This is a genomic window from Paraburkholderia caledonica (assembly GCF_000383275.1).
In the GTDB taxonomy this organism is placed as follows: Bacteria; Pseudomonadota; Gammaproteobacteria; order Burkholderiales; family Burkholderiaceae; genus Paraburkholderia; species Paraburkholderia caledonica.
Map to the genome: position 1 here is coordinate 1,127,016 of NZ_KB911034.1, position 12,365 is coordinate 1,139,380.

Annotated in this window: 13 protein-coding genes; 7 read left to right on the forward strand and 6 right to left on the reverse strand. The window is 59.4% G+C overall.

Features of this window, described 5'->3' with window-relative positions; all coding sequences use genetic code 11:
• Positions 1 to 59: 59 nt before the first annotated feature.
• On the forward strand, positions 60 to 800 hold the full coding sequence (locus H281_RS0105175; protein ID WP_027804303.1) for a response regulator: 741 nt from the start codon (positions 60 to 62) through the stop codon (positions 798 to 800).
• Positions 784 to 2,031: an ATP-binding protein gene (locus H281_RS0105180; protein ID WP_020066014.1), complete on the forward strand. Its 1,248-nt coding sequence runs from the start codon at positions 784 to 786 to the stop codon at positions 2,029 to 2,031. Before H281_RS0105175 ends, H281_RS0105180 begins: the two co-directional genes overlap by 17 nt.
• Positions 2,032 to 2,094: 63 nt before the next feature.
• Here H281_RS0105180 and H281_RS36735 read toward each other — a convergent pair whose 3' ends face one another.
• Positions 2,095 to 2,259, reverse strand: a complete 165-nt coding sequence (locus tag H281_RS36735; RefSeq protein WP_020066015.1) for a hypothetical protein — start codon at positions 2,257 to 2,259, stop codon at positions 2,095 to 2,097.
• 556 nt (positions 2,260 to 2,815) lie between these two features.
• On the opposite strand from H281_RS36735, the gene H281_RS0105200 reads away from it, so the two are divergent.
• Positions 2,816 to 3,784: a Dyp-type peroxidase gene (locus H281_RS0105200; protein ID WP_020066017.1), complete on the forward strand. Its 969-nt coding sequence runs from the start codon at positions 2,816 to 2,818 to the stop codon at positions 3,782 to 3,784.
• A gap of 610 nt (positions 3,785 to 4,394) precedes the next feature.
• On the forward strand, positions 4,395 to 5,021 hold the full coding sequence (locus H281_RS36740) for a PilZ domain-containing protein (protein WP_164701819.1): 627 nt from the start codon (positions 4,395 to 4,397) through the stop codon (positions 5,019 to 5,021).
• 342 nt (positions 5,022 to 5,363) lie between these two features.
• Here H281_RS36740 and H281_RS0105210 read toward each other — a convergent pair whose 3' ends face one another.
• The gene (locus H281_RS0105210; protein ID WP_020066019.1) at positions 5,364 to 6,065 is read right to left on the reverse strand and encodes a sterol desaturase family protein; all 702 of its coding nucleotides are present in this window, start codon (positions 6,063 to 6,065) and stop codon (positions 5,364 to 5,366) included.
• 892 nt (positions 6,066 to 6,957) lie between these two features.
• Here H281_RS0105210 and H281_RS0105215 point away from each other — a divergent pair.
• The 3 genes from H281_RS0105215 to H281_RS0105230 all read left to right on the forward strand — a co-directional run bounded on the left by H281_RS0105215 (position 6,958) and on the right by H281_RS0105230 (position 9,992).
• On the forward strand, positions 6,958 to 7,167 hold the full coding sequence (locus H281_RS0105215) for a hypothetical protein (RefSeq protein WP_020066020.1): 210 nt from the start codon (positions 6,958 to 6,960) through the stop codon (positions 7,165 to 7,167).
• A gap of 502 nt (positions 7,168 to 7,669) precedes the next feature.
• A complete protein-coding gene (locus H281_RS35385) occupies positions 7,670 to 8,830 on the forward strand; it encodes a sensor histidine kinase (RefSeq protein ID WP_241077833.1) in 1,161 nt (386 codons plus the stop codon).
• Positions 8,831 to 9,164: 334 nt separating this feature from the next.
• A complete protein-coding gene (locus H281_RS0105230; RefSeq protein WP_164701821.1) occupies positions 9,165 to 9,992 on the forward strand; it encodes a hypothetical protein in 828 nt (275 codons plus the stop codon).
• Between the two features lie 203 nt (positions 9,993 to 10,195).
• Here H281_RS0105230 and H281_RS0105235 read toward each other — a convergent pair whose 3' ends face one another.
• From H281_RS0105235 to H281_RS0105250, 4 genes are all read right to left on the reverse strand, one after another.
• On the reverse strand, positions 10,196 to 10,675 hold the full coding sequence (locus H281_RS0105235) for a DUF3788 domain-containing protein (RefSeq protein ID WP_020066023.1): 480 nt from the start codon (positions 10,673 to 10,675) through the stop codon (positions 10,196 to 10,198).
• Between the two features lie 54 nt (positions 10,676 to 10,729).
• On the reverse strand, positions 10,730 to 11,236 hold the full coding sequence (locus H281_RS0105240) for a YkgB family protein (protein ID WP_020066024.1): 507 nt from the start codon (positions 11,234 to 11,236) through the stop codon (positions 10,730 to 10,732).
• Positions 11,237 to 11,408: 172 nt separating this feature from the next.
• Positions 11,409 to 11,858, reverse strand: coding sequence for a GNAT family N-acetyltransferase (locus H281_RS0105245; RefSeq protein WP_020066025.1), 450 nt, complete (start codon positions 11,856 to 11,858; stop codon positions 11,409 to 11,411).
• Between the two features lie 33 nt (positions 11,859 to 11,891).
• Positions 11,892 to 12,362: a pyridoxamine 5'-phosphate oxidase family protein gene (locus H281_RS0105250; protein WP_020066026.1), complete on the reverse strand. Its 471-nt coding sequence runs from the start codon at positions 12,360 to 12,362 to the stop codon at positions 11,892 to 11,894.
• Between the last annotated feature and the right edge of the window lie 3 nt (positions 12,363 to 12,365).

Below are 12,365 nucleotides of genomic sequence, written 5' to 3' on the forward strand. Positions count from 1 at the left end.
CTACGACGGGCGAGCGCGCTGCGCTGTCCGCCAACGTAATCATCGAGCAGGGCCCAGCCATGTCAGACACGCCCATCCAGGTGTTACTGGTCGACGACGACGCCGACCTTCGCGACCTGCTGCGAACCTTCTTTCAGCAACGCGGCATTGAAATCTCGGTATTGCACGACGCCAAGCAACTGGCGCGGCGGCTGGAGCGCGAACGGCCGTCCATCGTCGTGCTCGATCTGATGATGCCGGGCGTGGACGGTCTCAGCGCGTTGCGGCAGCTACGCGCGAGCGGCGACACGATCCCCGTGATCATGCTGACGGCGCGCGCGGAGGGCGTAGACCGGGTGATCGGTCTCGAGCTTGGCGCGGACGACTACCTCGGCAAGCCCTTCATGCCGCAGGAATTGCTCGCGCGCATTCATGCGGTGCTGCGGCGGCACGCACAACCGGCAGCGCCGGCCACGACGCCGGTGGAGAAGCGCGAAGCGCTGCGCTTCGGCAGCTTTCGCCTCGACTTTGCGAGCCGTACGCTGTTTCGCAAGGACGAGCCGCTCAAGCTGACCGGCAGCGAATATGCGTTGCTTGAAGTGCTTGCGCAGCATCCCATGCAAACGCTGTCGCGATCGAAACTCGTCGACCTGTTGCATGGCCCGCACTCGGAAGTGACCGAGCGCGGTATCGACGTGCCCGTGTGGCGACTGCGCCGCCTGCTCGAAGACGACCCCGCCAACCCAAGACGCATCCAGACCGTACGTGGCATCGGCTATATGTTCGTGCCCGGCAGCAGCGACGATGAAAAATCCCTTTAATACGCTGTTTGGTCAGCTCGCGTTGATGACGGTCGGTCTGATCGTCATTGTCCATCTTACCTCGCTCGTGCTCGTGGACCGCGATCGCGGCCAGATCGATACGGGGCACGCGCAGCGCGCGCTGCTGCTTGCAGTTCAGTCGCAGCGCGACGGCGCGGTTACCGCTTCACAGGTCTCCGCGGCGCTCGGCGTGTCGGTCATCAACGCGGACAATGCGATCCCGTATGGCTGCCCCGCACCTTGCCAGGACACGACAGGCCCGTTCCAGAACGCGTTACGCGCGAAGCTGCCGCCAGGCAGCGCAGTGGTCGCGGACCCGGAAAGCGGCAATGTCTGGGTGCGCTATGCCGGCAACGCAGGCTGGCTCAAACTCGAAAGCTCGATGCTGCCCGCGCGCCGTTTTATCAGCGCGTCCGCGATGATGCTGGTGTTCGCTGTAATCCTTGCGCTGATCGGCGCATGGCATTTGCAACGGCCGTTGCATCGCCTCGCGATTGCGGCGCGCGAGTTTCGGCTTGGGCATCGCGCGCCGGTGGTGCCGGCGAGCGGTCCGCGCGAAGTGAAGGGACTCATCGACGATTTCAACCAGATGGTGCATGCGCTTGCACAGGCCGAACAGGAGAGGGCGGTGATGCTGGCGGGCGTCGCGCATGACTTGCGTGCGCCCATCACGCGGATGCAGGTGCGCGCGGATTTGCTGCGGGACGAAGCAAACCGCAGCGGCTTTCTGCGCGACGCGGAGTCGTTGTCGCGCATCGTCACGCAGTTTCTCGATTTCGCGCGCGAGAGCGCGGACAGGTCACCGCCCACGAGCGTGGACGCGCATTGCCGCCGCCATTACGGCGACAGTCTCGAAGACGACGCCCTGGTGCGTCTCGACCTGCAGGCGGGCGACGGCTTTGGCTTGCCGCTCGTCGATCTCGACCGGATACTCACCAATCTGATCGAGAACGCGCTGACGTATGGCGAACCACCGGTCGAGATCTCGACGTCGCGGCACAATGGACACTACACGCTGACGGTTCGCGATCACGGCGGCGGCATTCCGGGCGGGCAACTGGAGCGCGCATTGCAACCCTTCGTACGACTGGACGAAGCCCGCAGCGGCGACGCCCATTGCGGCCTCGGTCTCGCGATCGTGCGGCGACTCGTGCGATACAACGGCGGCGTTTTTCATGCGGACAATGCAGTCGACGGCGGGTTCGTCGTGTCGATGACTTTCCCCGCCTGACGCAAAAAGGGCGGTCATGCTTCTGACCGTCCTTCTCCGACTCACGCTGTGCGCCGGTTGGCGTCAGCCCTGCGCGACGTGTCCCGGGACCACGATCGCGCCATGCGGACCGTCGCCATGACCGCCGCCAGGGCCACCGCCGCCGCCACCCGGAGGCGGCCCCCACCAGCATCCGCTCAGGGTTGCGCTCAGGGCGGCCAGCGCCGCGATTGCCAACAGCTTCTTCATACTTCCTCCTTCAATGGATCTACGGTCACGCGGCGCCGCGGCCTGCAAGCGGAACTGCAACGCCGCGTGTCAGTGGGGAAGTTACCAATCCACGAAAGATCATGTTTTACGGAGCCGTTACAACCCGCGCCTGGAAGACGCCGCTTTGTATGGCGCGCGTGGAGGTCAAAATGCACGTTGCATGGGGCATGCATGGCGTTTTCAGTGCAGAGGGGAAGGGCGTTCGCGCGTTCACGTTTTGTTTGGATATGGAAGCTGGTGTAAGGAGATTTTTGGCGCAAGCCAGCAGACCGCCGTAAGGGCCACCGACCGTCCTACTTGACGCCAATATCGCTAACCTCTACGGTTTGCCCCAATACACGCAATGGCAAACGCGGCCGCGTTAGATCGTCTGCCAGCGCGATATCGCCGCGCCGGACGTCTGCGTTTGAGCGTCTGGCGGGTGAAGCTCGAAATCGCGATCCATTGCGTCGGATGGTCTGCTTTCTGGGGTAGAGGGTTAGAAGCACGCGGTCCGTGGTTGACACGGCCGCGGCGTCACAACAACGGAGTGGATATGACAGGACATGCTTGGGATCGGGTGCCAATCGACGCCCAGAGTATCGAGGCACCGCTTTCGCAGGCCGCGATCTTTCTTGTGGTCGGCGTGAACGAGGGGGCCGACGCCCTCGCCAAGGTTCGCGATTTGCTCGGTGGGATCGACGACCTCGTGAAATCCGTGGGATTTCGCGACCTCTCCGCCCGGCTGTCCTGCATCGTCGGGATCGGTAGCGAGCTGTGGGATCGCATGGGTGCGCCCACGAAGCCTCGCGAACTGAAGCCGTTCGCCGCGCTTGAAGGCACGCGGCACAAGGCGCCGGCTACGCCAGGCGATCTCCTCTTTCACATTCGTGCCGAACGGCCAGATTTCTGCTTTGAGTTCGAGCGAATCCTGCTCCGAACCCTCGGATCGGCGGTGACGATGATCGACGAGGTTTCGGGTTTCAGATACTTCGATGCTCGTGACCTGCTTGGCTTCGTGGACGGCACTGCCAACCCGGTCGGACACGAAATAGGTCAGTCCGCGCTCGTCGGCGACGAAGATTCCGACTTTGTTGGTGGCAGCTATGTCGTGGTGCAGAAATATCTGCACGATCTTGCGGCTTGGGGCGAAACCTCGACCGACTTGCAGGAGAAAATCCTCGGCCGAACCAAGATCGACAATATCGAACTCGATGACGACGATGCCCCGCGCAAGTCGCACAAGACGCTGGCGACCATCGTCGATGAGGATGGCAACGAGCACGATATCTTGCGCGACAACATGCCTTTCGGTCGCGCCGGCCACGGCGAGTTTGGCACCTACTTCATCGGATACACCCGGCATTTGTGGGTGATCGAGAAGATGCTGCAGCGGATGTTCGTGGGCGAACCGGCGGGCGCATATGACAGGCTTCTGGACTTCTCCACGGCACATACCGGTACGACCTTCTTTGCTCCCTCCCGATCGATGTTGGCCACGCTGGCAGGCGGAAGTTCGTCTTAGCCGCCTGCCTCCAGCGAAGCGTCTTTCGAGTAGCAGGATTTGGGGTTGCGGTGAACGGGCACCGAGCAGGTGCGGCCCTGTACCGCAATTTTTGAGCTCCACAAGGACGCGCTTGGCTCGCTCACGAAGCGCCAACCTCTGATCGAGCCCGGAGAACATCATTGCGGAGGGGGGGCGGGCGGATCGACTTCGGAAAGGGCGCGGGATCCGTGGAATTTGTGTGACGGAAGAGCGTTGGCGCACGTTTGTGATTCAAGTGCCGCGATACAGTCCGGTGACTCGCGATGATTCGAGCCGCCGCGAAGCAACGGCGCGAAGTCCACTTGTCCAACTTATACCGTCGATCACAATGGCCTTTGTCCAAGTCTGCAGAGGGGACGTCCAACTGGGTGCACCCATCAGATTTTCGATTTACACGGCTAACGGCAGATTGCTCCTGAACCGGGGCTGCTGCATCAGTTCCGAGGCGCAGCTTGAGCGCCTTTTCGATGTCGGCGCATATCGCGACGACAGCGGGCCGGGGGCACGAAACGGGAGCGGGTCCGCGCGCAGCATACTGATTTCGAGCGCGAACCATCGTCCAGCGCCGAGCGCCGCTACTGCAATCACCGTGGACTTTCCCGCGCTGACCCAGGCACTGGATTGCTTGCAGCTCACAGTGGAGGGCGTGGACAAACGTTCGGTGCAAACTGCGTACGTCGGCACCGTCAAGGGGAGTGCGCTGATCGTCACAGCGCCAAAGGATGATGAGCTGCTGCAGCCTGGGGTCGTCGTTCAGGCAAAAATGATATTCGGGCGAGACGTGTACACGTTCGGCACACGGGTGACCGCACGGCACGCGGCTCCCTCCGATCTTGTAGTACTCGCGCATCCGGAGAAGGTGGTCAAACACAGGGTGAGGCGCCATCGTCGCGTCGAGACCAGGGTGGCCGCCCGCGTCATTCGCAACGATGCCGTCGCCGCGGGATACGATGCGACTGTCGTCAACGTCAGCATCGATGGTCTTCAATTGTCATTGCGCGATACCGCACTGATGCCCGGGGAGCACTTCAAGCTCGCATTGCGTTTGCCGACAGATGGCAAGACGCACGCTGTGCTATGGAATTGCGTCGCCAGAAACGTCAGGCGCAAAAAAGACGGCGTGCTGGTCGGTGCAGAGTTTGGCGCGCGCACCGACGAAGCGAAGGTCCTGCTCAAGGACTTCATCTTCGAGATGGCCACGGGAACCGCATTCTAAGCGCGGCGTTCGTCAACAGACATGCTCGGACCATGCCGGCACAATAGGGTGATCGAGATTCTCGGGCTCTGTCGCAATAGCGCGGTCCGCTATGATGTGCGGTGTGTCCGGCGGTACGTAGCTTATCCGTTGAGTCTGCGCCATCTTGAACAGATGCAGTGTCCTCGCGGACCGCATCGGTCGGACGCTGATCAATTCTACGACCTCGCAATATAAGACCTACAGCACGCAGCCGAGGCGCCCCCTGTCGACGTGGGGCTGCGCCAGATCCTCAGGAGCGTAGGCGAGCCTATGCGTTTCATCGCGAGAAGTCTCAGCAAGCACTGACGGTAGCTACTAGCGCTAGCGACTGCGTTGGAGCGGCTCGCGTGCGGTGTCCGCAACGTCGCTGCGCGTTCCGAACAACATGTCGCAGATGGGAAACGTGAGATTGAAGTTTTGCGTCGCCATCAGCTCCGGGTCGTGATGCGTCACGTGAAGCCGGCGCACGGTGTTGACGAACGGCATACGGTCGAGCAAGGGGCTATCGGTGACATGCGAAAGCGTGTGCAGGCCTTCGTACATTAGATAATACGAAGCCATGGTGAGCAGCGCGATGTAGCCAGCATTGCGCGAGAACACATAGCCGATTAGAAGCGCAAACGGCACGGCGGCAAGCACGAACGCCACAGGTGCGAACGGCGGAAAGAGCAGCGCGCGCCAGTGCCTCTGCCCCTTGTACTCGAGCGTGACGTGCGTGAAGAACCGATGATGAACGGCACAGTGCCGCTTGTAGATCATGCTGAAATATTTGGTGGGCCGATGCAGTACGTAACGATGTGCAGCCCACTCGGCCCAGTTGCCGAACAGGAAAAGCGGAACGACGGCGAGCCATTCGGAAAACGTCGGCGCATGCAATTGCGCGATACAGTACGCAATCACGCCGCCCGTGAACAACAGGGTGAAGCCCAGGTGCATCTCGCCCCTGTACCACGCCGGTGTAGCCGCGACATATTCGTCGCGAAACCGGTATGAGCGCGTGCGAACGTCTTCGTCGTATTTCATCCATGTCTCCTTCCAGGTGTGGCTGCTGATCCGACCTCGGGCGCAGCCTAGTGTGTGAACACAAACATAGCGAGATCGCCCTATAACATCTAATACTGTTTTTTGATGCCTTGGATCATCGACGCTGATATCCGTGTTATCCCGGCTGACAGCCTTTAGTTAGCACGATGGAACGCCTGCAGCAATGGATGTATGACGCCGGGCTACGGGTGCCACGGGCGCAGCGGCCGCCGGCGTGCACGCTGGTGGTGTTCATCAACCGCCGAGCCCCGCCAGGTTCATCTCCCATTAGCAAATGCTGTGAACATCGCTAGCAGAATTAACGGAGACCAATATCAGGCGCCCGGTTCGCTATCCAGGGAGGGATTTCGTGATTTGAGTGGGATTCCTCATCAATCGAGTGTTTTTGGCGTCAACAACCGAAGTATCGTGCTGCGCCTTCCTAGTCGTTCCGCGCGGAGCGTTCGTGTTCCGGTGGAAAAGCCACGCTAGCAGAATTAACGGACGCCATTAGCGCTCCAACGGACACCATTAGCGGAAATTACGAACTTCAACAAATGGCGCCGGAGCAGGGTAGGGGTGCGGGTTGCCACGGATGGTCAGGCATAACGCCGCGCAGCGCCGCAGCGCGACGAGAGGAATCGAATGCTCGACGGACGATGTCGCGCAAGACGCTTGTCGACTCTCATCGGCCATCCGGCCCGATGCGAGCGCTACGGCACGTTGGTTGCAAACTGGAACGGCCATTCGCGCGCCCGCCTCGACCGGTTGAAACCCGCCTCGGACCATTTTTTAATTCGGCTATTCGCGCGTTCACCATTGAAAGCGCAATTTTGCAATTATCGTTACCAGGTTCAAAATCAAGTCGCCTCACGAGGAACAGGCGGCTCCCATGACAGACGATCCCAATCTCGATCCCGATTCCGATCCTGACAAGCTGAAAGGCCCCGGCGGCATGACGTTGCGGCAGATCCACGAGCAGGTGCAGAAGAGCGTTGAGCGCGACCGCGAAGCGCAGGCTGCGCACCGCTCATCCGCTCCGCCGCAGGGCCGGTGGCAGCGGTGGGTGCGCTATGTATGGGGCCGCAGCGGACGTCGCTAGCCACGGTTTAATAAGGGTGCGCCGATCACCGGCAGGCGCTGCCGTTCAACAGTCTGGACTTCGGATCGAAAGATGATTGCACTCGCAACACAACCGACGCAGGAATGTCAACGATCCTGGGCGTCGGCGACGGTCTCTTCATGGCCGGGCTATTCATGCGCCGTTCGGCCTCCATGCGTCACACCGCGGTAGGTACGACTATCAACTCACGAATTGGACGCCCTGCGCGTTATCAACGACTTCAATGCATTGCTGGCCAAACGGTTGTGCCAGAATGCCCCGCTTGAATTCCGCCATCAAGCTTGGACCATCTTTGCGCGCCTGCGCATTGGATTAGACTGACGCGCGATTGGAAAGACCGAAAACATGTATTCGGGTGACTGTTTTTTTGCGCGGTTTGGCATAAAATTAACGGCATCGGGTGATATTACCGAGGGCCCTTTAAGCAAAATGGCAGATCGCGTTGAAGTCGCTGGACGTCGTTCAAAGATATGAGGAAGGTATGGCCGCGCGTGCTTCCGTGCCCCCGTATGACCTGTACATAACCCCTGAACTCCAACGGCGGATGCCCAACGTCGTAGATCACCTCGGCGAAAAGCTTGCGCTGCAGGACATTGGTGCGCAGATGCTGGACCATCCCGAACAGCTCCTGCCAAAGCTCGTCGAGCGCGCCATGTTAATGACCGGTGCAACGTCCGCCGGAATCAGCGCGTTCGAGCCGCAGGAAGGCACAGCCGGCATCTTTCGCTGGCGTCATCTGCGAGGCAAGCTCGCCCCATTCGAAGGGGGGACCACTCCACGCAATTACAGTCCCTGCGGTGTTTGCCTTGATCGATTTGAGCCCACCCTGACGCGGCACCCGGAGCGCCATTATTCGTGGATTGCAGAGGCAGGCGTGAGCTGTCCGGAGGTGCTTCTTGTCCCACTGTATGTGGCCCACGGACAACCGCTCGGGACGCTGTGGATCGTTTCCGAGGAAGAAGGACACTTTGATAGCGGGCACGCGCGGATCATGCGGGAGCTGGCGTCGTTCGTTGCCATCGCGCTTGCCATGCAGCAAAACCAGGAGCGTTTACGCGAAGCGTTAAATCAGCAGGAGATGTTGACGCGCGAAATGGACCATCGGGTCAATAACGTGTTCGCTGTCGTTGACTCGATGATTCAAGTGGGCGCGCGACTGGCCACGTCAACCGCAGATTTCGCGAATACCCTGTCAGGTCGACTGCATGCCCTCGCCGCCTCACATGCACTCGCCCGCCAGAGTCCCCGCGCGAGCCCGACTGCGTCGGTGTCATCCTCAGCCACGTTGCGGGGGCTGACAGATGCAATCTTCGAACCGTATAGGTCCGCAGAACACGATCGTTTCATTGTGGTAGGCGAAGATCTGAGCCTTGGCGAGCAAGCGATGACAGGTCTTGCGTTAGTGCTTCATGAGCTGGCGACGAACGCCGCCAAGTACGGCGCGCTTTCAGCAGATGGGGGGCGCGTCCTGTTGAGCTGGGAGCGACGCGATGAGGTGCTCGACTTCCTTTGGCAAGAAGACGGCGGCCCGACCATAGATGCACCTCCCGAAAAAGAGGGTTCGGCGCCATGTTGCTGCGCAATAGCGTCACGCGCCGTTTCAGAGGCAGCCTGGAGTTGCGTTGGCATAAGCAAGGTCTAAAGGTCAGGTTAGCATTGCCGCTGGCCAGTTTGGCCGCCTGAACGGCCGCGGCAAGCAGATTGATCGCCGCCCCAATCTTTAAACGGTAACTCCTCGCTAGCAGCCGTTCTGCCATTTGACTTCGAAGGTCCGTTCCTGGCCGATTGGGTGAGGTCATCAACGTCCGCTTTGCGGTGCTCCAGTCCGGGAAGCCCTGATTCGGCGGACTGACCGCTTTCTAGTGTTGCAACACCGTGCGGGTCGATGAAAACCAAGGCCGGAAATCAGCGGTCCATCAAGTTCCAGCAGCTGCGGCCGTAAGCACGTTTACGAAATAAACCTTTGCGAGGGGAAAGTGAGCGTCTCTATTATTTCGACAAATGCGACAGCGGCGACCGCGACCAGCACCAATCCGAATTCGATTGCACTGAACCAGAAACAGGCCGCGTCAAGCGATGGAACAGCGGCAGCACCGCTAACGGTGACTGCCCTTGACTCCTCGGTTATTTCAGCTCGCCTGGCGAAATATATGGATGCGATCGGCGCACCGTTGAAGATGGGTAGTGACGCGCGAGACATCGCAAACGCCCTGGTTTCCACGATGCGATCAGTGTTGTTACAGCGCCCGGACCTCGCTAATGCACATTTCGATTTCCAGTCGAGTAACGGTTCAATCAAGGTCGTATCGAAGAGCCTTAGCGCAGATGATAAAAGCTGGATTCAGGGGAAACTGAACAGCAACGCGGGCCTTGTCCAAGCCGTTAGGAAATTCCACGATGATGCTGTCGCCGGCTATGCATCTTGGGCAGACGCGGATGGTTCGCCCCTTACGCAGGCACAGTTAGACGACGTAAGCAAAGAGGCAGACGGCCTGGTTGGCTTCCTGGACCTTTTTAAGAGTTTGGGCAGCGACGCTCAACAGTATCAAATGAAGGACGGTATCTACACTACATCTGACGGCTCACCGATCAATCTGGCCCAGGACCCGACTACCGCCGCAGGATTTCTTGCGTTTAATAAGAGTGCTCAGGCTTCGGCGAACGGGACCTTTAGCTTCACCTCAAACTCCGGCCACGTCCTGTACGGCGCGCAGTTAAATATTTTTGCGATGAACAGCCCCGCCATACCGCATTTTTTCCCGCCGTCCGAAACGAAGACCCTTGGTTTCAAAGAGACGGCCTAGACGTTGGCGACCTCACCTTATCGGCCACTTTCAGTCATTCGCGAGGACAGCGTCAACGGCGGCTGTCAGAGTCACAGCGGACGCTTGCTCATCGCCGTGCAGACGTCAGACCTGGCGCGAGGCAAACGCTCTACCCGCAGCTGCACGATACGCCTGTTCACGGTACCGTCCGCGTGTCGTGGGTTGCAAAACTTCCCCGACATTCACCCGCGTGACAGCGTAGGGCGCTTCATACGGATTAGCTCGGTCACCTCATGCCGATCGTCCGCGGATGAAATCGGAACAGTCAGCCATTTCCCGTCAGGGTAGGCGCGGGCTTCATCGTAGAGCTTCACCAACCGTGGGCTCCACAAATAACGCCGCGCCTCGAATTTCTCCCGTTCAGCTCGTCCCAGGACAACCAGAACCGACAACAGCCCGTATGCCGGCAACAGAGTGCAGAGCGCCTTGGTCTTTCTGTATCGCAGTGACCAACCACGTTTCTTGCCACCATACAACCAGTCTGGCGCAAAAACACCAGGATAGGAGGCCTCGATCCAGGTCCGCAGTTCGACCCAATGCTCGAACGCCTCTGGCCCCATCCAGTCGCGGATAGTGCGCTCGTCGGGCTGTGAAGATTTGTCGGCGATTCTGTCGCCGATCTCAGCGGACTCTTTCACGTTTGTTTTCCTCTTCATCTTCATGGGTGGGATGCTTCTCGCGGTGTCGGCAATCGCGTTATTGAAAGTTCATCCACGTCACGAATTGTGAGCGTTAGCCCGCGAGGCCTGGATGGACGCCACAAGGAGAGAAAGCGATGCAGCCAGTAGAACGACATCTTTAAGAAGGAACTGGCCAGGCAAGGCTGAAATCGCCGGAAACCCACCCGCTGTCGCTTCTGCCACTCCTGGCGTGCTCAGGAAGAAGGTGAGCGTGATGAAATAGGTCGCGGCCGACATGGCTGCACCCAACGCCGAGAAAATGGGCAGGAAGGCCCCGATAGTCAGCGCTGCTGCAGTCGACAGTTCGAGTACGCCGATAACGTCGCTTGCCCCTCGAACTCCGAATACGGAGTGCAACCAGCTCATGATCGGGCTGTGGGTGATGAATGGAGCGATGCCGTTGGCTTCGTAGGCGGTGAATTTCATTGCACCGAACCAAAGAAAGACGATGACAAGCGCCCATCTGAGCAGAGCCAGACTGGAGAGCGATCCTGCGCTTCTCTCGGCGATTTGAAAACGGAGCTGATCTGTGCGAATAGACATGTTGGGTTTCCAATTCAGGTTGTGGGTCGGTCATTAACAGCATTCACTTTAGGCTTGCCCGATGCCGGTTTCGAGACTGCGATCGCTCTATAAAATGCTCAAAACGATCAAATAAACGCGGGGCTGCTTGATGTGTCGCAGGAGTCCTGAGAACCTCTCCGCATGGAAATTTTCAGGTGAACAGTTTTCGGTACTGAACGAAACCCGAGCGATCGCCGACGCTTTCGTAAAGCCGCATGGCGGCAGCGTTGGTCTGGTGTGTCAGCCAGTGCACACGCGCTGCCCCGCGGCGTTTCGCGTCCGCATAAACATGCTCGATCAGTGCGCGGCCGATGCCGCCGCCACGCGCATCGGTCGCCACAAACAGGTCTTGCAGATAACAGTAGCTGGCTGTTGTCCAGGTGGATCGATGGTAGATCGAATGCACCAGTCCGAACGCGTGTTCGCCCATCATGGCGAGCGCCGCATGCATCGGCTCCATCGGGTCCACGAAGCGCGCCCATGTTTCGAGTGTCACCGACTCGGGGATATCCACTTCGTAAAATCGCTGATAGTCTTTCCACAGAGGAAGCCAAATATCAAAGTCGTTCTTTTCAATGGCTTTGATCTGAACCGATAGCATAGATTTCTCCTGGCTTGGGACGAGTACTTCTGCCTATTCGCCGATGCGTTCCACACCGTACTTCTGATAGTAGGTGTTCCTGATTTCATCCTGACTTCGAGCAGGCTCGGCGAATACATGCGCCGGTGACAGCAGCGGAGTGATCGAAATGGTTTCGATCCTGACGACGTGATCAACGGGATACTCGAGGCCGTTGGTCGCGCGGACCCAGTCCGCGATCATCGAGTGCCCGTCATCGCCTGGCGGCAGGATCGACGCATGACCTTTGAATCGATAACCGCGCCTCTCAAAGATGTCGATTACGTTGATCTCCACGGCGGGACTGCGCTTCAGGTTTCGTATCGTCGAAGGGGAGGCGATATCGGCGAAGTACAGAACGCCGTTCCTGACCGTCAACGATGCCTTCGGCGAAAGATTCGGCGTTCCGTCCTCGTTGACTGTCGCGACGAATGACAATATCGCCCGCTTGATGATCGCCTCTGCGTCGGCGTTGATTTCGATCACGGA

What these genes read in the sequence shown, in the direction of transcription:
- H281_RS0105175 (WP_027804303.1), top strand. Translation starts at nt 60, where the DNA reads ATGTCAGACACGCCCATCCAGGTGTTACTGGTCGACGACGACGCCGAC.
- H281_RS0105180 (WP_020066014.1), top strand. Translation starts at nt 784, where the DNA reads ATGAAAAATCCCTTTAATACGCTGTTTGGTCAGCTCGCGTTGATGACG.
- H281_RS36735 (WP_020066015.1), bottom strand. Translation starts at nt 2,259, where the DNA reads ATGAAGAAGCTGTTGGCAATCGCGGCGCTGGCCGCCCTGAGCGCAACC.
- H281_RS0105200 (WP_020066017.1), top strand. Translation starts at nt 2,816, where the DNA reads ATGACAGGACATGCTTGGGATCGGGTGCCAATCGACGCCCAGAGTATC.
- H281_RS0105210 (WP_020066019.1), bottom strand. Translation starts at nt 6,065, where the DNA reads ATGAAATACGACGAAGACGTTCGCACGCGCTCATACCGGTTTCGCGAC.
- H281_RS0105215 (WP_020066020.1), top strand. Translation starts at nt 6,958, where the DNA reads ATGACAGACGATCCCAATCTCGATCCCGATTCCGATCCTGACAAGCTG.
- H281_RS35385 (WP_241077833.1), top strand. Translation starts at nt 7,670, where the DNA reads ATGGCCGCGCGTGCTTCCGTGCCCCCGTATGACCTGTACATAACCCCT.
- H281_RS0105235 (WP_020066023.1), bottom strand. Translation starts at nt 10,675, where the DNA reads ATGAAGATGAAGAGGAAAACAAACGTGAAAGAGTCCGCTGAGATCGGC.
- H281_RS0105240 (WP_020066024.1), bottom strand. Translation starts at nt 11,236, where the DNA reads ATGTCTATTCGCACAGATCAGCTCCGTTTTCAAATCGCCGAGAGAAGC.
- H281_RS0105245 (WP_020066025.1), bottom strand. Translation starts at nt 11,858, where the DNA reads ATGCTATCGGTTCAGATCAAAGCCATTGAAAAGAACGACTTTGATATT.